General features: G+C 36.4%; 24 protein-coding genes. 10 read left to right on the top strand and 14 right to left on the bottom strand.

Annotated elements, in window-relative coordinates; all coding sequences use genetic code 11:
- Positions 1-143: 143 nt before the first annotated feature.
- On the bottom strand, positions 144-875 hold the full coding sequence (locus tag ACUN24_RS09060; protein ID WP_445562196.1) for a LytR/AlgR family response regulator transcription factor: 732 nt from the start codon (positions 873-875) through the stop codon (positions 144-146).
- Positions 876-1,678: 803 nt separating this feature from the next.
- Here ACUN24_RS09060 and ACUN24_RS09055 point away from each other — a divergent pair.
- From ACUN24_RS09055 to ACUN24_RS09030, 6 genes are all read left to right on the top strand, one after another.
- Entirely contained in the window at positions 1,679-2,701 is a 1,023-nt protein-coding gene (locus tag ACUN24_RS09055; RefSeq protein ID WP_445562195.1) for a sensor histidine kinase, read from the top strand.
- Positions 2,698-3,474, top strand: a complete 777-nt coding sequence (locus ACUN24_RS09050; protein WP_445562194.1) for a LytR/AlgR family response regulator transcription factor — start codon at positions 2,698-2,700, stop codon at positions 3,472-3,474. The genes ACUN24_RS09055 and ACUN24_RS09050 overlap by 4 nt, the downstream gene beginning before the upstream one ends.
- A gap of 109 nt (positions 3,475-3,583) precedes the next feature.
- Positions 3,584-4,411 (top strand): sterol desaturase family protein, encoded by an 828-nt coding sequence (locus ACUN24_RS09045; RefSeq protein WP_445562193.1) that lies wholly within the window; start codon positions 3,584-3,586, stop codon positions 4,409-4,411.
- Positions 4,412-4,701: 290 nt separating this feature from the next.
- Positions 4,702-5,091, top strand: a complete 390-nt coding sequence (locus ACUN24_RS09040; RefSeq protein ID WP_445562192.1) for a hypothetical protein — start codon at positions 4,702-4,704, stop codon at positions 5,089-5,091.
- A 1-nt stretch (position 5,092) separates the two neighbouring features.
- Positions 5,093-6,136 (top strand): poly(ethylene terephthalate) hydrolase family protein, encoded by a 1,044-nt coding sequence (locus ACUN24_RS09035; protein WP_445562191.1) that lies wholly within the window; start codon positions 5,093-5,095, stop codon positions 6,134-6,136.
- Between the two features lie 3 nt (positions 6,137-6,139).
- On the top strand, positions 6,140-7,222 hold the full coding sequence (locus tag ACUN24_RS09030; protein ID WP_445562190.1) for a serine hydrolase domain-containing protein: 1,083 nt from the start codon (positions 6,140-6,142) through the stop codon (positions 7,220-7,222).
- A 149-nt stretch (positions 7,223-7,371) separates the two neighbouring features.
- On the opposite strand, the gene ACUN24_RS09025 is transcribed toward ACUN24_RS09030, so the two are convergent.
- The 6 genes from ACUN24_RS09025 to ACUN24_RS09000 all read right to left on the bottom strand — a co-directional run bounded on the left by ACUN24_RS09025 (position 7,372) and on the right by ACUN24_RS09000 (position 15,328).
- Positions 7,372-7,992 (bottom strand): hypothetical protein, encoded by a 621-nt coding sequence (locus tag ACUN24_RS09025; RefSeq protein ID WP_445562189.1) that lies wholly within the window; start codon positions 7,990-7,992, stop codon positions 7,372-7,374.
- Between the two features lie 283 nt (positions 7,993-8,275).
- Entirely contained in the window at positions 8,276-10,699 is a 2,424-nt protein-coding gene (locus tag ACUN24_RS09020) for an outer membrane beta-barrel protein (RefSeq protein WP_445562188.1), read from the bottom strand.
- 100 nt (positions 10,700-10,799) lie between these two features.
- Positions 10,800-11,378 carry a helix-turn-helix domain-containing protein gene (locus ACUN24_RS09015; protein WP_445562187.1) on the bottom strand — a complete coding sequence of 193 codons (579 nt, stop codon included), beginning with the start codon at positions 11,376-11,378 and terminating at the stop codon, positions 10,800-10,802.
- Positions 11,379-12,059: 681 nt separating this feature from the next.
- Positions 12,060-13,211, bottom strand: a complete 1,152-nt coding sequence (locus tag ACUN24_RS09010) for a serine hydrolase domain-containing protein (protein WP_445562186.1) — start codon at positions 13,209-13,211, stop codon at positions 12,060-12,062.
- A gap of 784 nt (positions 13,212-13,995) precedes the next feature.
- A complete protein-coding gene (locus ACUN24_RS09005) occupies positions 13,996-14,877 on the bottom strand; it encodes an NmrA family NAD(P)-binding protein (RefSeq protein ID WP_445562185.1) in 882 nt (293 codons plus the stop codon).
- A 4-nt stretch (positions 14,878-14,881) separates the two neighbouring features.
- Entirely contained in the window at positions 14,882-15,328 is a 447-nt protein-coding gene (locus ACUN24_RS09000; protein WP_445562184.1) for a nuclear transport factor 2 family protein, read from the bottom strand.
- A gap of 89 nt (positions 15,329-15,417) precedes the next feature.
- On the opposite strand from ACUN24_RS09000, the gene ACUN24_RS08995 reads away from it, so the two are divergent.
- Entirely contained in the window at positions 15,418-15,831 is a 414-nt protein-coding gene (locus tag ACUN24_RS08995; protein WP_132401847.1) for a winged helix-turn-helix transcriptional regulator, read from the top strand.
- Positions 15,832-15,948: 117 nt separating this feature from the next.
- Here the strand turns inward: ACUN24_RS08995 and ACUN24_RS08990 are convergent, their stop codons facing one another.
- The 5 genes from ACUN24_RS08990 to ACUN24_RS08970 form a co-directional block, all read right to left on the bottom strand.
- Entirely contained in the window at positions 15,949-16,911 is a 963-nt protein-coding gene (locus ACUN24_RS08990) for a hypothetical protein (RefSeq protein WP_445562183.1), read from the bottom strand.
- A gap of 80 nt (positions 16,912-16,991) precedes the next feature.
- Positions 16,992-17,504 (bottom strand): hypothetical protein, encoded by a 513-nt coding sequence (locus ACUN24_RS08985; RefSeq protein WP_445562182.1) that lies wholly within the window; start codon positions 17,502-17,504, stop codon positions 16,992-16,994.
- Between the two features lie 107 nt (positions 17,505-17,611).
- Positions 17,612-18,310, bottom strand: coding sequence for a hypothetical protein (locus ACUN24_RS08980; RefSeq protein ID WP_445562181.1), 699 nt, complete (start codon positions 18,308-18,310; stop codon positions 17,612-17,614).
- A gap of 136 nt (positions 18,311-18,446) precedes the next feature.
- Positions 18,447-18,878 carry a hypothetical protein gene (locus ACUN24_RS08975; protein WP_445562180.1) on the bottom strand — a complete coding sequence of 144 codons (432 nt, stop codon included), beginning with the start codon at positions 18,876-18,878 and terminating at the stop codon, positions 18,447-18,449.
- Between the two features lie 137 nt (positions 18,879-19,015).
- Complete coding sequence (locus tag ACUN24_RS08970; protein ID WP_445562179.1) at positions 19,016-19,831, bottom strand: alpha/beta fold hydrolase; 816 nt, start codon at positions 19,829-19,831, stop codon at positions 19,016-19,018.
- Between the two features lie 604 nt (positions 19,832-20,435).
- Between ACUN24_RS08970 and ACUN24_RS08965 the strand changes: the two genes are divergently transcribed.
- The 3 genes from ACUN24_RS08965 to ACUN24_RS08955 are packed head-to-tail and all read left to right on the top strand — an operon-like array spanning position 20,436 to position 21,284.
- Positions 20,436-20,915: a hypothetical protein gene (locus tag ACUN24_RS08965; RefSeq protein ID WP_445562178.1), complete on the top strand. Its 480-nt coding sequence runs from the start codon at positions 20,436-20,438 to the stop codon at positions 20,913-20,915.
- 58 nt (positions 20,916-20,973) lie between these two features.
- Positions 20,974-21,153 (top strand): SDR family oxidoreductase, encoded by a 180-nt coding sequence (locus tag ACUN24_RS08960; RefSeq protein ID WP_445562177.1) that lies wholly within the window; start codon positions 20,974-20,976, stop codon positions 21,151-21,153.
- Positions 21,153-21,284, top strand: coding sequence for an SDR family oxidoreductase (locus tag ACUN24_RS08955; RefSeq protein WP_445562176.1), 132 nt, complete (start codon positions 21,153-21,155; stop codon positions 21,282-21,284). The genes ACUN24_RS08960 and ACUN24_RS08955 overlap by 1 nt, the downstream gene beginning before the upstream one ends.
- Positions 21,285-21,462: 178 nt before the next feature.
- Here the strand turns inward: ACUN24_RS08955 and ACUN24_RS08950 are convergent, their stop codons facing one another.
- Both ACUN24_RS08950 and ACUN24_RS08945 read right to left on the bottom strand, forming a co-directional pair.
- Positions 21,463-22,095, bottom strand: a complete 633-nt coding sequence (locus ACUN24_RS08950; protein ID WP_445562175.1) for an outer membrane beta-barrel protein — start codon at positions 22,093-22,095, stop codon at positions 21,463-21,465.
- Between the two features lie 434 nt (positions 22,096-22,529).
- Entirely contained in the window at positions 22,530-23,648 is a 1,119-nt protein-coding gene (locus tag ACUN24_RS08945; protein WP_445562174.1) for a Gfo/Idh/MocA family protein, read from the bottom strand.
- Positions 23,649-23,860: the final 212 nt, after the last annotated feature.

The following is a 23,860-nucleotide window of genomic DNA, read 5'->3' as shown; positions in this document are numbered from 1 at the left end:
AAACACTCTAAAATTAAAAAAACTACGGTATTTGTTTTTAAAAAAAGTATCAATTCATCATTAAAGAAAAGAAGCACTGATCCCACAATCACAGGCGCCACAATTACAACAGTAATTTATTAAGCATTTACTAAACCTTAGATTTATCTTGGGTTTAGTAGGTTTTTTGACAATAACTCCATAAATTTTTTCTTGTAAAAATCACTGACTGGTACTTTCCACTTATTAGATAAATAAATTGTATTGCCATCAACATGTTGAATCTTTTCCATATTAATAATATTTGATTGGTGAACACGTATGAAACGTTCATCGTTTACAAGCTTTTCTTCAATGTGTCGAAGGGATTCATTGGTTCGATACTGTCCTGTTGTTGTTTCAATCATTATATAGTGCTCTTTGGTGTAAAAGAGAATGATATCATCCGATTTAATGCCTATATATTTCCCTTTGAATTCACCTTTAATAAAGAAAATATTTTTACTTAATGAATACTGCTGAGGCTGCCGGTAATTTTGAAGAACCCGGTTAACACTATCAATTAATTTAATAGGCTCAATAGGCTTCAGGAGATAATCGAAAGCATAAACACCAAAAGCTTCGAGGGCATATTGTGAATATGCAGTAGTAAATATAATAAACCTGACTTTCCCGACTAATTTTGCCGCCAAATCAATACCGGATAATTCAGGCATATCTATATCAAGAAAAAGAATATCAATTTCGTCTTCCTGACTAATCTCAACAAGTGCTTTTATAGGATTAGTAAATATTTTATGAATTGATAGGTTGGGAATAAGCGCTAACTGTTCTTCGAGTAATTTTATTGCGAAAGCCTCATCATCAATAATTGCACATTTCAGCTTCTTTATCATAAAAAATTATTTGTTTTAAGAAGTCTATTTAAGATAAATGACCGAAAAAGTATTGGAATATCAAAATTGAACCTGTTAGGCTGATATCTAATTTGTAGTAATCCCATTTTGAGTGTTAGTTTATTGTAATGTAAGTGTAGAACTTTTTTTTTATAAAGAATATTAAATTATTAACATTTTTTATAATTGTATGTGAGCATACGTTTCCCTGGTTACTTCTAAATTTCCCTAAAGCAGCAAAATAAAAAAATGCTTAAGCTTCAGTCATTGTTCTTGCAAATAAGCTACTCAATACCACATTAAATATTAACAATACAGTTCCCTAATTAACGCGCCTCACAATGCTCATGAAAGTTAGATATATTCGAAGCTTGACTCTATTGATTAAAAGCCCATCGAAAGATGGCTTTTTTTGTTATAAATTGATTTTACCAGGGCCTTAGCGAGCGCTACCACCAGAATGAGAAAATCTGTTTAATACGAATCATATCTTTAAATTAAGGAAAAAATTGACAGATGTACAGGACAGGAGACATGGCGATTAACCGGCCATCTTTACTTCATCTTATGAATGACCTGTTGATAAAGAAATTGTAGATAATCTAAGATCCGAAAGCCCTGATTAGAAATATAAATTGGGACAAGCTATTTCTTTAATTAAACATTCGAAATGGATGGTAACATAAACTTCCACCGGGCATAGAAAATAAGGACAAAGCATACTTTAGTCAACTGACCGCCAAATCTGTCAGCTTCACCATAATTGAAAACTGTTTTATATATTTTTTTCATAAGTTTAAACGATGGATAAAAATGAGCGACGAATTTCCTGGTATAGTTCGCTGTTAATTGCTTTATTAGTAAATACACCGAAGCTGCTGGCTTTACGCGAAAAGGGAATTGTAGCGCAATACTGGCATTTTAATCCTTTGGAACTACTCTATCAGTTTTTATTCAATCTGGTATTTTGTGGATTGATATTCCATTTAAACCTGAATCCCTTTTCAAAGTTGAGCGTTTACCGTGAAAAAAATAAAATTAGTCTGTACGTTATTTCAAATGTATCAATATTCATTTTAGCTGTTTTTTTGGGAGGTGTACTCCAAAACAAATTATTCCTTACGCCGCAATGGCCTAAGGCTTATATAGTCGGCAACTTCGTACGGTTATTCTTGAGTAGTATCTTAATGGCCATTCTTATTAAAATTGTCTTGCTTGTCCGTTCCTCTAAAAATAAAGAAGTAGAAAATGAGCAGCTCAAAATGGCCTACATGCAAACAGAACTGGAGCTTTTGAAAGAGCAAATGAACCCACATTTTTTATTCAATTCATTAAGCAGCCTCTCAGGTGTCATCAGGGAAAACCCGGCCCTGGCACAAAAATATGTCCGAGATTTGTCTACCGTTTTTCGCTATGCTTTAAACCGTTCCAAAAATAATTTTGTAACACTTAGCGATGAATTAACAATGCTAAAGGCATTCGCCCGGCTCATAACCATGCGCCTGGAAAATGCATTTAAAATGGAAATTAATATTCCCGCTGAAGTGTTGAATTATAAATTACCGCATTTAACTTTACAGCCTTTATTAGAAAATGCCGTGAAACACAATGCGGCAACCTTAACAAAGCCGTTAAATGTAAAGCTGTATATGGATAATGACTTGCTGGTGCTGGGCAATAACCTCAATGAAATTCCAACGCCCGAAAGCAGCAACGGTATAGGACTTGCAAACCTGAATGAACGTTTTAAGATTATGGTGAAAAAGGAAATCGAAATAAGTAAAAGCGGAAACGAGTTTCTGGTAAAAATCCCATTAGAACCATGAGAACCATTCGTACTGTTATTGTAGAAGACGAGGCCGTTACCGCCAGGAACTTAATCCATTTACTGGGAGAAATAGCGCATGATATTGATATTGTTTCAACATTAAGCACCGTTGAAGAAGCAACCACCTGGCTTGCTGGCAGTGAAAACATGTACGACTTAATTTTTATGGATATCAGGCTTGCCGATGGATTATCTTTTGATATTTTCAAACGGATCAACATCGATAAACCTGTAATTTTTGTAACTGCATATAACGATTACGCCATCACAGCTTTCAAAAACAATGGTATCGATTACATCCTAAAACCTTTTGACGAGGAAGAAATTTCGAGTGCTGTTAACAAATACAAAAGATGGATTGGCAGTACTACACCACAGGTTTTGCCTGTATTTACAGATTTAGCCGCACAAATTGGCAACCTTTCAAAATCTTACAAAAAGTCTTTCCTTATTCATTACCGCGATAAACTGATACCGGTAGAAACGGCTAAAATTTCGTGGTTTTATACGGCTAATGAAATCGTTTATGCCAGAATAAACGACGACAGGCAATTTGTGATGGATTTCACCATGGAACAGCTGGAGCAGCAGCTTAACCCGGATACTTTTTTCCGGGCAAACCGCCAGTTTCTGATTAACCGCCAGGCCATAACCGAAGTTGAATTTTATTTCAATGGAAGATTGTTGGTTAAAGTAAAACCAATAGCAGAAACGCAAATCCTGATCAGCAAAGCCCGTGTGCCCGAGTTTAAAAAATGGATGAACACTTAAATCGTTTCACCCCTTTCTTTTTCAGCTTCGCCTGTTTTTTGGCTACATCATAATTCTTTTTTAGTCAACTTTAACTGTCTTAACAAGGCAGCATTTAACCTAGATAAAAATGAAAAATCACCTCGGTCCATATCGCATTTACATCTTGTTATTCCTTTTTATGTTCATTCTTGCCGAAATTATCTGGAGCTGGAAGAAAGAAAAAGGCACTTATGACGTTAAGGAAACTTTTTCCAACCTCGCTATTTTTGCAGGCTTTCAGTTTTCAAAATTCATATTTGCTGGGTATCAATTAACCATTCTGGGTTTCTTTGCAAACCTGACACCAATTAAACTGCCGCATAATGCCTGGGTTTTCGGTTTAACATTTATCGCCGCAGATTTTATTTATTACTGGTTCCATCGCCTTTCACACCTCTGGAAACCGCTTTGGGCATTTCATTTGGTCCATCATTCGGCCATGCACATGAATTTAACGGCAGCCTACCGCCTTAACTGGTTTTCAGCAATTGTGAGTCCATTGTTTTTTATACCGGCTGCATTATTTGGTTTGCCTACAGATTTTATTGTGATTTCTTATGTGCTTAACCTTATCTACCAATTTTTTCTACACACTGAAGCCGTTGGAAAATTGGGCCTGATTGAGCATGTAATGGATACACCATCATCGCACCGGGTTCACCATGGAAGTAATCCCATTTACATCGATAAAAACTTTGGTGGTGTTTTGATTATCTGGGATAAACTATTTGGCACTTATCAACCGGAAACAGAGAAAGTACGGTATGGTCTGACTACCGGTTTTTTAAGTTATAATCCATTCCGCCTGGTGGCTCAGGGCTTTATCAACTGGTTTAAGCCAGAAAGTTCAACCCAAGGTAATCACACTTCAACCCCGCATCTTTCTGTTTCGCCGAAAAGCAGAAACACGCATTAAATTAATCTGTCTGTTTAATAAAAAACACATGATGAAAAAGTTCATTTTAATGATCAGCATTGCATTTTCAAGTGTCTTACTTACGAACGCTCAAAGCAGAATAGTGGTAAGAACTCCTGCCAAAAGAATCATAGTACATACCCGCCGGGTGAATACTAAGCCTTTAGCAAGCGTTGTTGTAGTAAAACCCGCACCAATTATAGTGGTAAAACCTGCTTTAAGGAGGCGAGCAATTGTAGTTCATCACTAATCATAAGCAATTTTTATTTTAAATCAGTAGAAATCAAATCATGAGAACCCCTAAAATCACAAATTTCTATATTGCTTTACTGATCTTATCAGTTTCCGGTTTAACCTCGGCATTTGCTCAAAATAAAGCAAATGATTTAAAGCATAAAACGCCCGAAGAGCGGGCTAAATTTCAAACGGAAATAATGAGGACTAAGCTCAACCTAAATGCCGAACAGCAAAGTAAAATTGAAGTAATAAACTTAAACTATGCTAAAAAGCTCGAGCCCATTATAAAAAGTAGCGATCGTAAAATCACACGTTTTAAAAAAGCAATGTCTTTACAGAAGGCGAAGGATGAGGAACTGAAAAAGGTGTTCACTGCCGTCCAGTATCAGCAATACGAAAAGTTTCAAAAGGCGTTAAAAAGCACACTAAAAAACAAAATGTAATATGAAAAATTTACTCAGACTTTGCTTTTTACTATTGGTTTTATCAGGTTGCGCTAAAGGAGGCGATTCGCCGTCAACCGAACCTGTAGATGATGATTTAGATGGGCCAATTTCCCGGCCTGCATCCGGATATGGAGCTGATGGCAGTTACAAGGTTGCAGAGATTAATTTTGCAAACCCAACCTATCCAGGAACCAATGTAACCATTTTCTATCCTGCCGGAATTACCTCACCTAAAGGAACTATTTTCTATTCACACCCTTATGGCGGCGAAGACAAAAATTACGCGAAAGGCCTTTTCGAGTTCATTGCAAAAAAAGGTTTTGTGGTGGTTTTTGTTCCCTATCCAACAACGGGAGTAAGTATAGACGATAGCTATAACACACTTTGGGCGGGATTTTTAAAAGCAGCAACGGATTATCCCAATATTATCGACAAAACCCGCATTGGCTTTATGGGGCATTCTTTTGGTGGAGGTGCATCAATTGCCCTTGCCTATAAAGCTTTCACCGATTTTGGCTGGGGACAAAATGCCCGTTTTCTTTTCACCATGGCGCCTTGGTACAGCTATCAGATTTCCAATACACAACTTCAGAATTTCCCTGCCAATACAAAAATGATTGCCCAGGTTTATGATGAAGATACCATTAACGACCATCGTTTGGCGATAGATATCTTTAAAAACATCAGCATTTCTGCTGCTGAAAAAGATTTCATCTACATCAAATCAGCCACAATTGCCGGATATACTTACCACACAGAACACACCATGCCAAATACAAGAACAGCGTTCGATGCTTATGATTATTATGGCATTTACCGCCTGCTCGATGCCATGATGGATTATAGCTTTAATGGTAACCAGGCTGCAAAAAATGTCGCTTTAGGAAACGGTTCAACAGAACAAATAACCATGCCCGGTTATAAAAATGAAGTTTTGCCACGTTTAGAAGTAAGCGATGATCCGGTGCATAAATATGCACAAAGCCGATATGAATTTCAATGCGGTAGTACAGTTAACCCGAGGATTGGAAATTGTAATTAAAATATGAAGAAGTTATTTTTTATGGTTTCAATTTTATTGTATTGCGGAAATCTAAACGCACAAAATTTTTATAAAATCGATACCTGGCTACAGGACCATGCCGATGTTATGGGCGGAAGAGTCTACCTCCTGCTCTATAAAGATGGAAAAATTGTGTATAGCAAAGGAGTAAGTGAGCTTTCTTCAAAACAGAAAATGGTGGAAAAAATTTTAGCCAAAAGACAAGGCAAAACCACCGACTTCAGTGATTATACAGCCACAACCAGGCAGCAGATTGCCAGTTGTAGTAAATGGCTTAGCGCTGCCCTGGTTATGACTTTTGTTGATGAGGGCAAGCTGAAACTTAGCGATACGGTTGGCAAATATCTTCCGGTTTTATCTAAATCGGGCAAAGGCAATATTACCATTAGCGATTGCTTATCGCACATGACAGCGATAAAATCACCTGATTTAAAAGAGAGTTTAAGCGAGATGCGACAAATCAATAGTATGGATGAGGCCATCCAAATGATTGCTGCCTTGCCAATGGAGGGCGAGCCCGGAAAGGTTTTCCGATACAGCAATACAGGATTACAAATCGCCGGAGCGGTGATTGAAAAAATCAGTGGCAAGAGCTTCGAAACCTTGTTTGCCGAAAGAATTGCCAGGCCTTTAGAAATGAAAAATACCGATTTCGGAAAAAGCAAAGTTGCATTGCCTGCAGGTGGGGCGAGCAGTACACCAAACGATTACATGAATTTTCTTAATATGATTGTAAATAAGGGCATGTTCAATGGCAGGCGCATCCTATCAGAAAATAGCGTAAACCAAATGCAAATTAACCGTATAACCGTTGAGGTCAACAAAGTGTACGCACCCAATGAGGCAGGTGATTTTGGTTATGGCTACGGGGAATGGATAATAGAAAATAGTACGACAAACAAACCGGGTAATTCTGTTACCAGTCCGGGGTTATTCGGTAGTTTTCCATGGGTTGATAACCAAAAGAAAACCGCTGGTTTTTTAATGGCCTTTTACCTTAATAACAAAGGAAGACACGAATACTATGGTGAGTTGAAGAAGTTAGTTGATGAGGCCTTAAAGTAAAAGCAGTTTCAAAATGCAATTACTGACCACAAAATGCTCGTTTTAACGATGCATTATGATCCATCTTTGCCAGGAAAATTTAAACCTGGCATTAAAGACACACAAGCTAGAAGGATAGTCATTGTGTCTCTTTAAATGAGTTGGGTCAGTTAATTGTTTATGTTTTCTAAAGAGAAATTGAACGGTACAGACGATTTTCCATGAGCACCACCAGTCATAACAATATCAGCGCTTGAAATGCCAAACAAATTAATTTCAGTATTAACTTGAGAAATAATGGCAGAATTCATTACATCACCTTCTTCTATCTGCGAAACCACGCCTATATAGATTTTTGGTTGGAATTCAAAAACAGCCTTTTTTCCTGGAGCCAAACCTGTTTTTGCAGCAAGAAGTTTACCATCTCTGTAGCAATTGGCGTTGATGGCGCCTTGCATTAGTTGGTTTCTAACTTCAACCTCTGTAGCGCTTGTTGCAGGAATTGAAGAGAGTTGAAGAACATCTCCAGAAGTGCTTGTTAACATGTCAAAAGCCACGCCGTCAAAAGCTCGCAATTGTGGGGTATAGTTCCCATAAGAGTCGCTTGCTGACACCTGGAAGTTAAATGGGTATACAAATGGGTGATTGTCTAATCTTCTGCAGTTTTTAATTACCTGCCATGCTATCGCGGTCTCGCCAAAATCTTCTGCGACATTTTGTTGAAAAATTACGACAGTGCTGTTATTAGTGTCATTTGATCTGTTAATGAAATTTAATTTAATCCCGTTCATGTCTTAATGCTTTAAATAATTAATTACCTACTCTATTCAGTTTTCGGCTATCCTGTTTTTTCTCGAGCCTGAACATTAGATAACTCAAGACATATACTAGCATGTACACACATGGGGGTTATGGGGATCAAAAGCTTAGATTCAAAAAAGAGCAATTTGCGCGCTGCTGCTTTCCTTTATTTCAATATTACAATAAAAAAAACATCTTTTTATTAAATGTATCAAAATATCATTAATCCAAATAAAAGTGAATGATTCCATGTTTTTTTGATAATCAGTCATTTCAACGAATGCCACCAATTCTTCCTTTTTCTTCCTCTATTCCCGTAGGTCTTTTTCTGGATTGTTTTACATCTTTGCCACCAAAAGAATAGCTCAAGCCAAAAGAAAATAGCCTGGTCTCTGGTTTATCATAGATTGTGTAATAAACGTTTGGCAGATTACTATACATAATTTGTGTTTTTTGATTGAAGATATCTTTCACGGAAACTTTCAAATTTAAACGACTGTTGAAAAATTTATAGGAGGTGCCCACATCCACAAATGAAAACGACCTTAAGTAAGAGGTGCCATATAGTTGTCTGGATTGATAGAAAAAAGACACATCAAAATTAAACCCTTCACTTATTGTGAAGGTAGAATACGACTTGAAATTCATTGCATTTTGATCGCTTCTATAGATGGTTCCTAAAATATCATTTGAATAAAAACTAACATGGTAAGCACTAAGATTGTTATACATATTCCAAAACTTCCCTACACTTATCGGAACACTTAAACTCAAACTAATTGAATTCTGTTTAGCTAGATTATCAGGTATCGTAAATAGCGCTCCGCGAGTGGCATCTGGCTTTATGATGTCTGAGATAACATCTTTCGTGTTGCTATAAACGATTTCGATGCCATATTTCTGGTGCAAAAGATAATCGAAAGCCAGGCTGTTGGTGTATTGCGGTTTTAGATCCGGATTTCCACGCTTATATGTATATAAATCTAAATAGTATATAAATGGATTTAATGAACCATAACTGGGGCGATCAATCCGCCTGTTAGCGGTTAAGCTGACTGTATGATTCTTATCAATTTTTTTGCTAAAAGAGACTACGGGAAACAAATCCAGATATTTTCGTTCGAAGGTTTCAGACATCGTGATTGAATTCCCATTAGTTGAAGTATGCTCTGCACGAACTCCTAGTTGCATATCGAATCCGGAAAATTCTTTTTTAAAGTTTAAATAGGCAGCATTAATCCGTTCCTGGTACAGGAATCTATTACTCTGAGCCAAGTCTTTTAACCATTCATTTCCCAATTGGTTTTCAACTAAAAAATCATTGTCGGTCTTGACCAGACTTGATTTAATACCAACCTCTACCGTTGATGTTTTTGAAAGCGGAAGCGTGTAATTAATTGTGATCGCTTTTATCTTTAAATCGGTTGGAGATATATTTCTAAATATTTTGGTCATCTTAACAGGATTACCATAGTCGTCGAAGAAGTTGTTCTCATAAAGAATCTTCTCTGCATTTTTATAATTTAAAAGTGCAAGGTCGATATCCAGTTGTTGACCAAGTGTATCTAAAACAGATTTATAGTTTAAATTATAGGATGTATTTGAATACCGGTTCTTCCCGGTATTAAGGGCTGAAATGCCGGATAGATCTGAACTGCTATTGCTGATGGCCGATTTGCTGTGTATGATCTCGGTTTGGTCATTTTTATACCCAGCCACCACTAAACCGAGCGTGTTATTTTTATTAAAATCGTAGTCGAGGCCAGCTTTATAGGTATGATTATAATTCTTTGTTGTTGAGTTGCTCTGCTGGCTTATGTTACTTAAATCCTCTGGCATATTTACAGAGCGATCTAAATTCAGGATCCCGTATCTTTTATTATCAGCAAAGTTATAGTTTCCAAATACATTTATCTGTTTACTCCTGTGATTGATTGAAATCCCTGTATTAGCCTTTATGAATTTCCCAAGGGTAGCATCTGCTGTAATCGTTCCATTGCTCCCCAAATCTTTATTCTTTTTTAAAATGATGTTAATTAAACCGGCACCTCCGGATGCGTCAAACTTTACCGGTGGATGGGTCATAATTTCTATTGATTTAATCTGACCTGAATTTGTGTTGCGCAATAAAGTGGCAAGTTGTGAAGATGACAAATAAGTAAGTCTGCCGTCTAACATCACCGTTACGCCTGCCTTACCGTTTAATTGAATAGTGCCATCATTCAGAACGGTTAATCCCGGAGCCCTATTTAATAAATCCAACGCGGTATTGCCAACTGCCAGACTCGTATTCTCAACATTAATGGTGGTTTTATCAATTGATTTTTGGATTAATTGCCGGGCTCCCTTTATGCTGACTTCCTTTAATTGTTCTACATTTCGATCTAGAAATACGGTGTCCAGAACAAGGCTTTCCTTATTTAAAGTTACCGGTCCTAACCTTGCTTTTTGGGTGCCTAATGACGTAAATATAATGATGTATGTATCAGGCTTTACGTCTTGAAACAAAAATTCGCCATCTTTTAAAGCACTTTGTCGTTGTACGATAACGGAATCAGTGAATCTTATAAGTGAAACAGTAATGTCATTTGCAATAAAACCATCTTTATATTTTAATAGGCCTGACAGGCTCAGGTTGGACTGCGCAAAAGCCAGGCTGCTAATCAGTATTAGCGTAAAGAACATAGAAATTTTCATGAGCAATGGATTTAAAATCATAATCCAAAACTCGTTGTAATTGTAAGAAAAGTCTTCCGACTAAGCTTAAGCGGATAACCGCATAGGCTTTAGGAAGAGATTAAGACTCTTTTTGGTATATAGACGGAGACTTCCCCACAATTTCTTTAAAAGCTTTATTAAATGTCGACATTGAATTGAAACCGGCTTCAAAAGCTATCGCTTGTATACTATAGTTATGATATCGTAGATCTTTTAATAACCTTTGGCTTTCAACAATGCGATATCGGTTTATAAAGGCATAAAAATTTTCTTTGAACTCTTCATTTAAAACCTGGGAAAGATGAATCGGTTTAAGATCCAGTTTATCCGCCAGTGAAGTTAAGGTTAGTTCATTATTTAAGTAAGGCTTTTCCCTGGACATAAATTCCTCAATTTTTGCTGCATAAGCCTTCTTGTTAGCCTCTGTAAGCTTCGAATTTCTATAACGGCTTTGTTCGGGAATGACAGTTTCCATTTTAAAATCCGCAGAAACATTATAATAAATGTCTTTCTGGTTAATTGTTTGATAGCCCAGCCAATAACTAAAGAGAAGAAGTGGTACAGACATCAGATTCCCATTAATCAATCCTGCATTGTCCAGAATCCAGCTTACTAATATGATGGACATAAATACCAGCAATTCTTTGATCCACTTCAACCCGCTATTTTCTACGGAGGAAATTAGTTCCCTGGAAATTTCATCGTTTTTCTTCAGGATTCTAAAGATCAGTATGATGTAGAGCAGAAACTGTATATGATTCAAATGTAAATAAAGCCAGCTCATTGGAGCGTTTCGGTTCCAGGATGAAAAACTTTCAGGTGGAAATACCCAAACAACTAAAAAGATCAGGGCAGGAACCCAATGGAGCAAATATTTCTTTTTAAAATTTAAGTTGTTATTTGTAAGCGACAGTACATAAAAATACAGGCAGGGAAAAGCCAGCAAAAGAGAAAATTCGTCTAAAAATTTAAGATAAAACCCAAATACCTGGTTAAGCATTAAGATATCATACAAAAGATTTAGTGTAATAAACAGGCAGAATAAAGAAAGAAAAATTGCAGTAAGGCTTTTTCTTCGCACTTTGTTTAACTGGCAATAAAAAGAAATAAAAATCAGGTTTACGCCAGCAATACCGGTCAGGAGGGTATAAAAATTAAAAACGACCATTGCAGCTCCGGTAAAGGTTAAAATTCATGGTGCAATATAGTAATTCAAAGTAGTTCACTCTGTGACTGGGAAGATTTGAATCTTATCAAGCAGTAATTTTTCGCAAGGACTATTGTCGAAAATGCAATACAACCTTCTTTCTCTATCTCTATAATGCCCTAAAATTATTATCTATGGCTTTTTGGACAAAATGCTGTTCCCGATCTTGTTGGCATAGTCTCCAAGATCAGTTAAATTTGTATTTGATAAGATGATTATACTCAATCCATCATTTAAATAATGAAACCATACCCCATTGGCACCTGCTATCCTTCCGTATCGTTCCATTCGTCTAAATTCCTGATTGCCACGGATCCAAACGCTATATCCATAATCATCCAATCCCGGGGTTAACAGTTGTTGTAACGTTTCTTTTTTAATTAGCTTAAAGGTGAACAATGCATTATTAAATTGCATCATATCTTTTGTACAGGAATACATTGCGCCGGCAGCTGAAAAATCTTCTACATATAAGGGAATATTGGGAATTAAATGGTCTAAGCTTTTGTCTTTATAATATGGAGTAGCAAGACCGGCGATTAATTTGTAATGCGATATCAGCCCGGAATTACGCATTCCCAACGGGCCTAGAATTTGCCTGTCCAATATTGCTTCATAGTTCATTTTATATATTACTTCTAATATTCGTCCCAGGATCATATATTCCCCATTGTTATAGTCAAATTTTGTTCCCGGCTCATTAATAATTGGGTTTGAACAGAAATTAGCCACAATTTCCTTTAGCTGATATGGTTTATGGTAAAACCCGATCCCATATTTTAGAAAATTTTCATCTTTTGCGGTATCCGTGTTTTTCATACCCGATGTATGATTTAGCAGTTGATGAATGGAAACTTTCGGTCCTCCCTCCCCTTTATAGTCCGGCAAATAATCGATTATCTTCTTCTGCAAATCAATTTTTCCTTGTTCGACAAGCTGGAGTATTAAAACTGCTGTAAAGGTTTTAGTAAAAGAGCAAACCTGGTATTTGGTATCGTTGGTAATGGGCGAATTGAAAGCACGTTCTGCCACACCAAAGCTTTTGTGGTAAATCACCTTTGAGTCTTTTTGAATTAAGACTGTTCCATTAAATTGGTGTTGATTCGCATAACTTTCTACCAGTTCTTTGATGGAAGAAGATTGAGCCGAAGCATTAGTTACAAGAACAAAAATGAATAGTGTTATCATCCTTGTGATTCTATTTATCATTGGATATTGATTATATTGAACCGAGGCACCACGGGTAGAGGTCAAAAGCGTAAAAACAAAAAATATATTTTTCATAAAAATGATATAAATATTGGAAGCTTGTAATAAGGACGCATATTAAACAGGTAAGTTACACCTGCTTAATATTAATCCCCGATTAATTGGCTATAAAAAATTTATGCAATAGTTAAACCAATTTTAAAATTCCTCCAGAGGCTGATACGGTTGAAAAAAAATAGATAAGTTAGTGGCGCAAGTGAATTGAATTGCTGCGTGAAATTGATACTACAATGCCTACAAAATCATGAAAGTATTTGGTGCAAATAGGAGCAGTATCCGCAAATACTCAAAATCGATTTCAATTTTTATAATTCCTGTTATCTTGTTTTTTTGAACGAACAAAAAAGATAAATAAGAAAATAAGGTAAGGAACGCAAAATAGCACGCCTGGCCAAGGCTGATCCCACATGACCAATAATAAAAATAATATAAATATGCACGGTAGCAGAAAAAAACTTAGCGCCTTATATAGGATGTTAGTTCTAACATGTTCCTGAAGATTCAATAAAATGGTAAAGCTTCCAAGAAAAAGACAGAGATTAATACCGATAGCGATACCATATGGTAGGTTTTTAAAATCTGAATCTGCTTTACCAATCAAACTGGTGGATTGCAGCACAAACACACCGCTGAAGCTAAAAACTGAGGCTATGAGAAAACAGAGGACAATTATCTTAAAGTATTTCACAATTTGACGATTAATTTTAATTCGATATCGAGCCAGCGAAAACTTATTTAAATGCTAACACAAATAGATATTTTGAATTGGATGGCAAATAACGGTTTCAAGCACATATACTTAAAGCAAAGGTAGGAGTTTCCGCTCCAAAAACTGCTCGAAAGTTGTAGATGTAGATGCCTCTATGGTGCGAGGTGTGGCATAGACTCCATTTGGATCACCCAAGGCAAAAAATAAATCCGTCAATTCCTGCTGTACACGCTCAGACAATCCCCAGCTACTCAGCTGCGCTTTTACCTCTTCACCAGATTGCTTTACATACTTAACTGACTTACCTATCCGGGCGGATAAGCGAGACGCTGCTTGTGCTAACGTTATATTTTCAGGCCCCATAAGGTTTAATTTCCAATGTCCTGCCCAGTTTTCATCAAGCAGATAGCGCGTTGCCACCTCAGCAGTATCATCTGTACTAACAAAAGGAATATCATGTTCGCTGTCATAAGGAAAAGTAAAAATTCCTTTCTCACTGATATCTTTTGCCTGTAGCATAAAATTTTCCATGAAATAACCTGGTCTTAAAGCCAATACGCTAGCATCCAGCTTGTCAAAAGCGACTTCCATTTCACCGCAATAGCTTACTGTTCCCAGATTTGGCGAACTACTTGCACCGAGCGAAGAAACCAGAACAACCCTTTTAATTTTGTTTTGATTAACTGCAGCAATACCTGCATCAGTCACCTTCTGGTACCATTCATTTAAACCAGGTTTGGTAAGTACCGGCGGAACAAGCCAAAACAAAGCTTCCGCACCTTCGGTTGCCGCAATCACCTCTTCCATATTACTGATGTCTGCAACTACTGAAGATCCCCCATTAATGTTCAAATCATCTAATCTTTTCAGGTTTTGACCTAACAACAAAGCTGTTGCTCCGTGCGAGGCGATTTGTCTTGCCACACTGCTGCCAATATTACCTGTAGCAGCCGCAATTGCTATTTTCTTCATAGGATTAGTATATAGGCTTGTTAATTATCTGCTGCGCTTGCTCTCTTCCCATCAAAGCCTTTAAAACAGGGAGCACATTCCAATATTCCTTGTAGTAAATAAACTTTCCATTTTCTAATCTAAAATTGACAACATAATCTTGTTGATACAATGCTCCAGTTGTAGGAACGGTTGTTTCGCCATGAAATTCCGCCCAATAGGAATCTGGCTCATTCAATGGATAAACAGTTAATCCTGTGAATATAATATCCGGCATATCCCCAAGGATATTATCCAGGTGTTTTCTATAGTCATCCATCGTCAATTGATAAGCTGATCCTAATGATCTCGCATAAGGATATTCTACTGTTGCCAATGGATCAAAAAGCAATAAAACAGCTTCCGTGTCCTGGTTAAAAGCACTCAATAAATTCAGCAAAATCTGGTGGCCAGTTGTATTTTCCAATGTCATAATTCTTACGTTTATGTACAAAAGTAAAGTCCACACTATATATTTGCAATAAGGCACCTGTAAGTGGCATAAGCACTTTAAAGTAATATATGGACGGAATAATCAAAGGACAGCGAGAAAAAAATGAAAATTATTTTAAGTTACAGCAATCTTTATTGTTGAAATCCAGTTTGGATGAAAGTTGTATCCTGAATCAGTCATTAACGCTGATTGCTAATAAGTGGACCTTGCTGATTTTGATGGCATTAATGCAGGGGAGTAAGCGTAGTAGCGAATTACTACGGCAAATTCAGGGCATATCACCGAAAATGCTCAATCAAACGCTAAAAATTTTAATCAATTACGGAATGGTCGTTCGGACAGTATTTCCAGAGGTTCCACCAAGAGTTGAATACGAATTGACAGAATTTGGCATCAGCACCGCAGATCCATTAATGGCCCTGTTAAACTGGTCTGTTTCATGGGAGCCGCAACTAACAAAGTTGTATAAACAAACTTTTTAATCTGTCTAATTACAGGGTGGTAATATTCTCAACATACTCAATTATCAAAAATGGTGGAGTTTTGATAAGACAAGAATTTTGGATGATGAATATTTCGCCACAAGAGCGCATACATACTTAAAAACGATTTGCATTGTTGCCGGCTAATTCTCGTTTCTCTAATATCCCCTCTCTATAGGCCTCTGTATAAATTAATTGCCCTTTTTTCCTTGAGTTTAATATGGGTTCTCCGGTTTCTTCGCTATATATTTGCAATAATTTATAAAATGTCCATTTTCCGATCGGCAAACCATTTTTATACATTGCTTCCAAATAGGTATATGAATCAGTAAATTCTGGATATTTCTTTAAATCCACATCACCATTGGGTTTAAATTCTATCCATTTTCCTTCTTTGAGGTGATTTTTCACCAATCCTTCTTCTTTATTATCTTTATAAGGGCCATCATGGTCATAATATCTTGAGAATTTTCCAGAACTCAGGACCTGGTATTTATTTAAAGGTTTTAGTTTAAACGGATACTCTGTAAATTCATAATCCTGCAGAGAAATAATATAGTTTTTATCTATGTTGAATAACGTATAGTTTGAAAACCCCATTTCTCCTTCATGATGAAGATATATCCGCATCATATCAACAGGCTTATTGTCTTTTGTTGAAACTAAATAAATCTTTTCAATAAATGGTATGGCATAACGGATGGTATTAAAAACAGCGACAAAATGGATTGTATAGTTTCTATAACACAGAAATTGAGATGCAATTTTAATCTGGTCGTATTTTTCATTAAAATTTTTAGCAAATGGCAGAAAAACATCATATTCTTCAGGAAGTAATAAAAGATCCTTTTTGATTACTTTCTCAAACTTTAACGAATTGATTTCTTTTAATTTACTTTCATCCTGTATGGCAGATAGAACGGAATCAATGGTTAATCTTTTCGAGAGATCAGTATATCCAAATGGCAGACTTAGGCAGTTGATTTTATTTGTGGCAGAGAAAAAAGATGTATCATCTTTAACGTTTGCTTTTTTGTTTATTGCTCTGTTGATCTGAGCATTACTATGGCAAGAAAGCATAAACAAGACAGTAAAGCAAAATATATTAATTTTATGTGTAGGTATGTAATGTGAAAGAAAACGGTGCATATGCAAATGATTTATTGACCCCGGTTTTTCTTTATTTCCTTAGTTTGACTAAAAACTACTTTTCCGGAAGAAGAAACCCACTGGTTCTTTTTATTCCACGCCCCATCACAATCTTGTTGCATTTGTTTAATTATTGTTGCTTTATTGATATCAATAATTGCACAAGCGTAGTTTTCATGAAGTGAACTATCTTGATCAGTTTGATACACGTACCCTTTGATAATCGCATCAACTACCACGTATTTTGCATTGGGTGACAGTGCAGCAAAGAGTTCACTTCCGGTGCCATTATATCCAGTTCCTTTACCCACTTTTAAACGTTTCTTTTTATTAATGATGTGAAGATTATACCATAGTTTCATCGTCCTGTTATAGGAACCATAATATAAGGATAAAGTATCATTTAAAATTATTGTTGTGTCAGCCTTTTGGGTTTTATGCTGCACATTGGGATGTATAACGGAAGCAGTTGTTCCGCAAATAAACACGATTAAAATCATTAACATACCTGTGAATTCTTTCATAACGATAAGTTTGAATTTTGGCCATTTAGATTGTATTGCTAAACAGCTTAGAAAAACCTGAAAAATCATGTCCCCAACGGAAATGACAAGGAAAGCCTCTTAATGTTTTATTTGAAGGCTGAAAATTCTCCACTGTTCAATTTTCCTCTTAATTTTTGTTCATAATCTGATTTGCAAATATATAGATGTATTTCATCCCTCCTGTTTTTCTCAATTTCTATGATGTCTTTTTTTTCTTTTTCTGTGATGACCTGATGTGGTGTTTGATCAAAGTCTATTTTGTTTTTACTAACCAACTGTATGATTCTATCGTTTATTTTCCAGGTATAATGATAGGTTTTAAAAAAGGAAAATTCCTCTGCTTTTATCGAAGGATTTGGATATTCAGCTGTAAGTTCTTGGATAAAAGATTTAATATTGTCATCTGAACCCTTTCCAGTTGCCGACATAAGCATTAAATCTCCTTGCGCTGTTGTTAAGGTTTGTAATCTTGAAAAAGTCAAGTTTTTGTAGAATGCAACAGTATCTTTTGGCGAATAGCTGACCACCCTATATTGAATTCCAAAAATCTTATTTTTGTTCCCGGTCCAATCCAGATCATACTCATTTAGCGTATCCTTTTCTACATACTGCCTGTCACTTGTAAATTTATTATTTTTCCTATCCATTGATTTTGAATAGAATTCTTCAGAATTTAACTTAAAACTTAAGGTGCTTAAATCGAAGGGTTCGGTTTCATATTCTTGTGCTTTACAGGAAGTCAAAAAAAACGTAATAACTAGTAGCAAAAATGTTTTGTTCATCATTTTTTTTTGGCAAAATTTATTTCAATTCGTTATATTGAGATCTATCATTTTGAGAGAACTTATAATCATGTAATAAGAACCGTTCGCTAACGTTCTCTGTAAAAAATTCAACGGCAAATTTTGATTTTGAGCGATATTAATTGAGTTCAAAAATATATCCTTCGTTCCATTTCTGATTCAAAAACGCTCCTTTGAACTTACATTCGAGTCCCTTTTTATCATTAATAGTTACCGCATGATACTGAAAGCCATAGATTGAATAGATTTTCTTGTTAATCATGATGCTAAGCGTATCGTAAACCGAGCATCCATCCTCATAAAGGTAATCATCCTTCATCGTTTTTTTTACGATTACTCTGTCGACTACTTTACCACCCCTGATAATTTGCAGTTTTAGTTCCGGAATATTTTTATTGTTTTTTAAGGCAAAAGTTAAAGGAGTATTAACTTTAAGATTTCCCATACATGCTTTACTGAACTGATTATCTTTATTTTTTTGGTCTAAATACCCGTATGCCATATATGCTATACCTACAACTGCAATTACTATGAAAAAACGTGGCTTCATGTGAGATAATTTAAATTCAATTCCAGGGTCTTAACGAGACGCTACGACCAGAACGAGTAATAATGGAAGTCATTTATTTTGAAAATCAAGCCTTCATTGATAATGTATACATATTATGCTGTGTAAAAAACCTGATTTTATGGCAATTTAGAAATCAACAGATTAAATTTTTCAATGATAAGACCTGGGTTATCTATCATAATAAAATGTCCAGAATTTGTATCCATGATATGAGTAAAGTCAGTAACACCACTTTTTAACAATTCGTGGGCGTTATACAAATCCTGGGTGTTTCCCGTTGAACCGGGATCTGATTTCATACCAGTCAAAACAACCACTGGAACATTCGGCAGATTGGGTAGGGTTGCCATGTATTGCGTATCTTCAATTAATTGTCTGGTTTCTTTCGTTCCTCCAAAATTTGGACCATTACTGGCATTGATAGAATTATAAAGTATATCTTCAGCTTCCTGGTTAAGGCGAAGAACATTTTCGTGTGAGGGATCAACGAACAATAAACCTGCAATCATACCTGGATTTTTAATGGCAAAATCCCTTATAACCATGCCTCCTAAAGAATGTCCAACCAATATCAACTTTCGTCCATTAGCATATTTGTCCACTACTGATTTGAGCTCAATACTAAGTCTGCTAATATCTCTTGGTGTATTATCAATAGTAGATTTTCCATAGCCGGCTCTGTCATAAACCACCACGTCCATTTTAGCACCAATATCTTCTGCTACTCTCTTAGTTTGCCATATTGTATGGTCATTGCCAAGCCCAGATTCAAAAACAACCAGGTATTTACTGCCTGACCCAATGGAATAGGTTGCCAGGTTGTGCGTACTTAATTGCACCATACTTTCTTTAAAAGACACTTCCGGTGATTTGCCTTTTTTGCAGGATACTAAGATAAACAGGACTGTTAAAAATGCAAAAAGCTTATACATGATTTTTTTACAAACTTAATGTTTTAAACCAATATCAGAAAGCCAACTTTGTACTGAAAACGATAGAGGAGCCAGAAATTCTGCAAATTATCACACTTCTGTATGAAAACAAAAAAGCCTAAGACAGAAAGCTTTAATGACAGTGAGGTTATTTATCATAAATTATAGAAAGACTACTGCTAAAGTATAAGTGGCATTAAATGGATTAGGTTGACAATGAGTAGTTTTCTAGCTATTGCTTCTTCTCTTGATATTCACCTTTAGCACGTTATTACCCAAATTCTTAAAATTTATTATATCTTCACAATGCTCAAATAAGGTCGAACTTTCGCCGCTTCACTCTACTGATTAAAAGCTCATGGAAAGATGTTCTTTTTTGTTATAGATTGATTTTACCAGGGTCTTAGCGAGACGCTACGAACAGAATGAGTAGATACCATCGCAAACTATGATAATGCAATTATTCCATATCTTAACCTTCCAATTGGAACGGATTTAGAACGGATGGAAGGCACCAACACGTTTATTAATTATGTAAATGGATAACAATATCAAAATTATCCACTCATTAAAAAAAGAGAATTGAAAGGAAATCAAAATTAACATGCTTAAGCTTTACAAATTAATAAATAATCAGCTTCATTACTGGGAGACATGGGATGACGGAAAAACAGCAACAATACATTGGGGTGTTGTTGGAGAACCTGGCAAACAAAATAAAGTTACCGGTGGGCTTTTTTCAAATTTTCGCACGAAAGTGCAAAAGGAAATTGATGCTAAATTGAAAGAAGGCTATACAGAATTTGATGATGATAAAATGGTTTTCTTAGAAGTTGAATATATTATCGACGGCTTCGGTACAGATGAAGACCTTGATAAACGCCATAGACTTGAAAACCACTTAAACGAACTTTTAGGTTGGACTGCACTTGGATATGTTGATGGTGGTAGTATTGGAAGCGGAACAATGGAAGCTGGTTGTATAGTTGTAGACTTTGACATCGCAAAAAGAGTAATCGAAGAAAATTTAAAAAACACAGAATTTAAAGGCTATTCACGAATATTTAAAATGAATGAAGAATAATATCGACCACATCAAAAAAAACCTACTAAATCATTACCCGCTAAAATAATTTAAAACCATGGCTTTACGGCGCCGCAAAGCTGCAGTGATCTTTTTGGCGAAAAGCTTCTCAAACGACTTGTTAGCAAGAGAGATCAGGGTAAATGTAATATCATCGGGTACTACAGACACCCCTGCATTTGATAAGTTCGTTCCAGCAGAACAGATCGATGCTGTGAAAACACAATTTGCAATGTGATGCCGATAGGCAGAATCGGGCAACCCTCAGACATCGTTAAAACAGCGGTCTTCCTTGCTTCTGAAAAATATTCGTTCTTGCTTGGCACCGAAATCCTTGTTGATGGTGGCATGACCTACTTAGCTAAGTAATTTCTTATCCAACGGTGCTCTGCAATAAAATACATGGAGGGTGTTCGTTTGGCTTTTTTTCATAGCCAAAAAAGCTCATCGAGATGAGCTTTTTTGGTAATATTGATCTATAATTAGTTTGACTATAGTAATAGCGCTAATAATTTGTGTAAATTCCTTATAGTAACTATTTTAATCGTTAAAGTTTAAAAGCTACACCCACGTTAAGCAATCCCAGGCTCTGGTAGCCGAGTTCTGTAAAAAGAGCTGTATGGTTAGAAAGGTAATACTTACCGCCCGCAAACAAACCAAAGCCAATGCCGCTGCCTGTAGCACCATTAAAACCTTCGCTGTCACTTACACTGGCAATAACGTAGCCCAGACTCGCTCCGCCATACACATCAAATTTAGGGGCGAGCTCAAGCAATTCGTTAAAATGGTAGGAACCTCTGGCACCAATGTAAAACGCGTTCTGTTTGAAGCTATAGTTTGCGCCTGCTGTATTTAAATCATATTTCGAACTGGCATAAGCCAATTGTCCACCCACGCTAATTTCGTCGGTAATACCTTTTTCGAAAGAAACACTGGGATTTACCGGCAGCGATGCAGCGTAACCTGAACCAAAAAACGGACTGCCTATACCGATACCAACATTCAGCAATTGATCGCCTTTTCCGTAGGCCCTAATTGAAGTCGTATTTTTTGCAGAAACCTTGCTTTCCCGTTCAACTTTAGTTTTGGGCAATACTTTTTTGCCTTTTGATGCTGACTGGGCCATTGCAACAATGCCGGTAGCCATAAAGACAGCCAGCACAAATAATTGTTTTTTCATGTAGATAAGATTAAAATTGATCAAAGAATTAAATTCTTCTTTTAGACAGCCTCATAAAGCCTCCCAAAAGGTTAGGCAAAGATAAAACCCTTGCAGGCAGCAAAATATACCGGTTTTTAGGTATTTTTGAAGCAATTGGAATTAAATTACTCCGTAATGCCGTCCATTTCAGACATTTTTTACAGGGCTGCAGACAATTTAGACTGATGCGGAAGATTAGCAGTTTCAGATCAATCAACCGATTTTTAAGTAACAATAAATTAATCATTACTGATTAAAAGCTCATCGAAAGATGGGCTTTATTTTAATGTCTATCTATAATCAATTTGACTTTAGTCTTAGCAATACGCCTAAGACTAAATGGAGAGGCGATAAGGTTAAATGAGCTATACCGCTTTTACTTTATTAGGCTAAAGGAGCCTAATCCTCCCTTTTTAAGCAGTTAGTTTGATTTGTTTTCCTGTTTTTACGGCCTGGTAGATGGCATCAATAATTTTAAGATCCTTCAAACCTTCCTCGCCGTTTACAGGAACTACCGGCTTTTTATCTTCAAAAATAATACTTGCCATTTCATCCAGCTGTACAGTTTGATGGGTAGTGATGGGCTGCGTGAGTTCACCTTTATGTGTTCTACCCTTGATCGGTCCATAACCGGTAGACGGTTGCATTTCTGCAAATCCCTTATCGCCGCTCATAAAAAATCTATCCAGGTGATTGATGTTATAACTAGACAAGCAGGAAGCTACCGCACCGCTCGGAAAACCCAATTGAAATTGTATGGTTTCATCTACCCCTTCTTTAAATTTTACAGGGTCGGTCTTGGTTTCCTGAGCCGTCACCCAGATTGGCTCTTCACCCACCATATACCTGGCTCCGTTAATGGCATAGATGCCAATATCCATCATTGATCCACCTCCTGCAAGCGTTTTGTTTAATCGCCATTGCATAGGATCACCTGCTTTAAAACCACATTGTCCCTGGAAAAACCTGATTTGACCGAAGTCGCCTGCATTTTTCATCCGGATCACTTCAAGTGTATGAGGCTCAAAATGCAGCCTATAGCCAACCAGTAATTTTACATTTGCTTTTTTACAGGCATCAACCATCTCTTGTCCCTCTTTGGCATTCAATGCCATCGGCTTCTCGCATATGGCATGTTTTCCTGCTTTTGCAACCCGGATAACCTGACTATGGTGCAGTGCATTTGGCGTAATCACATAAATCGCATCTATATCCGGATTGTTTTTAACCTGGTCAAAGTTGTCGTAGTTATAACAATTCTTTTCCGGGATGTTATACTTTGTTTGCCATTCTTTAATTTTTGAAGGCGTACCACTAATTACACCGACCAGCTTCGCCCTGGTACAAGCTTTCATCGCTTCTGCTACACGGGTGCCATATCCACCTAAACCCATAATAGCTACCCTAAGTACCCTACCCTCATAAGGCTGTTCGATCTGATCGGGAGCGTTCGCAAATGCCGATATCGACCCCAATTGCAACATCAATGCTGATGCACCCATTTTTTGCAGAAAATCTCTTCTAGTATTCATATTTATCCTGTGACTATTTACCTGTTAAGCAAAGATATTAAGCAATATATGAAATCACTCGTTATTTGCACTTAATTAACTGATTTACTTCAAGATATCTAACATCAACCGGCTACATTTAGTTTTCACAATATGATTCGCTGCTGGGTCTGACCTACAAAATAATTGCATAATCATCTAAAAAATCTACCGATTCCTTTTGTAATGATGTA

The organism is Pedobacter sp. WC2501, assembly GCF_052682415.1.
This window is presented reverse-complemented; position numbering and strand designations above follow the sequence as displayed.

Excerpts from the sequence above, each read along its gene's own strand:
- ACUN24_RS09060 (WP_445562196.1), bottom strand. The coding sequence starts at position 875 with ATGATAAAGAAGCTGAAATGTGCAATTATTGATGATGAGGCTTTCGCA.
- ACUN24_RS09055 (WP_445562195.1), top strand. The coding sequence starts at position 1,679 with ATGGATAAAAATGAGCGACGAATTTCCTGGTATAGTTCGCTGTTAATT.
- ACUN24_RS09050 (WP_445562194.1), top strand. The coding sequence starts at position 2,698 with ATGAGAACCATTCGTACTGTTATTGTAGAAGACGAGGCCGTTACCGCC.
- ACUN24_RS09045 (WP_445562193.1), top strand. The coding sequence starts at position 3,584 with ATGAAAAATCACCTCGGTCCATATCGCATTTACATCTTGTTATTCCTT.
- ACUN24_RS09040 (WP_445562192.1), top strand. The coding sequence starts at position 4,702 with ATGAGAACCCCTAAAATCACAAATTTCTATATTGCTTTACTGATCTTA.
- ACUN24_RS09035 (WP_445562191.1), top strand. The coding sequence starts at position 5,093 with ATGAAAAATTTACTCAGACTTTGCTTTTTACTATTGGTTTTATCAGGT.
- ACUN24_RS09030 (WP_445562190.1), top strand. The coding sequence starts at position 6,140 with ATGAAGAAGTTATTTTTTATGGTTTCAATTTTATTGTATTGCGGAAAT.
- ACUN24_RS09025 (WP_445562189.1), bottom strand. The coding sequence starts at position 7,992 with ATGAACGGGATTAAATTAAATTTCATTAACAGATCAAATGACACTAAT.
- ACUN24_RS09020 (WP_445562188.1), bottom strand. The coding sequence starts at position 10,699 with ATGAAAATTTCTATGTTCTTTACGCTAATACTGATTAGCAGCCTGGCT.
- ACUN24_RS09010 (WP_445562186.1), bottom strand. The coding sequence starts at position 13,211 with ATGAAAAATATATTTTTTGTTTTTACGCTTTTGACCTCTACCCGTGGT.
- ACUN24_RS09005 (WP_445562185.1), bottom strand. The coding sequence starts at position 14,877 with ATGAAGAAAATAGCAATTGCGGCTGCTACAGGTAATATTGGCAGCAGT.
- ACUN24_RS09000 (WP_445562184.1), bottom strand. The coding sequence starts at position 15,328 with ATGACATTGGAAAATACAACTGGCCACCAGATTTTGCTGAATTTATTG.
- ACUN24_RS08995 (WP_132401847.1), top strand. The coding sequence starts at position 15,418 with ATGGACGGAATAATCAAAGGACAGCGAGAAAAAAATGAAAATTATTTT.
- ACUN24_RS08990 (WP_445562183.1), bottom strand. The coding sequence starts at position 16,911 with ATGCTTTCTTGCCATAGTAATGCTCAGATCAACAGAGCAATAAACAAA.
- ACUN24_RS08985 (WP_445562182.1), bottom strand. The coding sequence starts at position 17,504 with ATGAAAGAATTCACAGGTATGTTAATGATTTTAATCGTGTTTATTTGC.
- ACUN24_RS08980 (WP_445562181.1), bottom strand. The coding sequence starts at position 18,310 with ATGATGAACAAAACATTTTTGCTACTAGTTATTACGTTTTTTTTGACT.
- ACUN24_RS08975 (WP_445562180.1), bottom strand. The coding sequence starts at position 18,878 with ATGAAGCCACGTTTTTTCATAGTAATTGCAGTTGTAGGTATAGCATAT.
- ACUN24_RS08970 (WP_445562179.1), bottom strand. The coding sequence starts at position 19,831 with ATGTATAAGCTTTTTGCATTTTTAACAGTCCTGTTTATCTTAGTATCC.
- ACUN24_RS08965 (WP_445562178.1), top strand. The coding sequence starts at position 20,436 with ATGCTTAAGCTTTACAAATTAATAAATAATCAGCTTCATTACTGGGAG.
- ACUN24_RS08960 (WP_445562177.1), top strand. The coding sequence starts at position 20,974 with ATGGCTTTACGGCGCCGCAAAGCTGCAGTGATCTTTTTGGCGAAAAGC.
- ACUN24_RS08955 (WP_445562176.1), top strand. The coding sequence starts at position 21,153 with ATGCCGATAGGCAGAATCGGGCAACCCTCAGACATCGTTAAAACAGCG.
- ACUN24_RS08950 (WP_445562175.1), bottom strand. The coding sequence starts at position 22,095 with ATGAAAAAACAATTATTTGTGCTGGCTGTCTTTATGGCTACCGGCATT.
- ACUN24_RS08945 (WP_445562174.1), bottom strand. The coding sequence starts at position 23,648 with ATGAATACTAGAAGAGATTTTCTGCAAAAAATGGGTGCATCAGCATTG.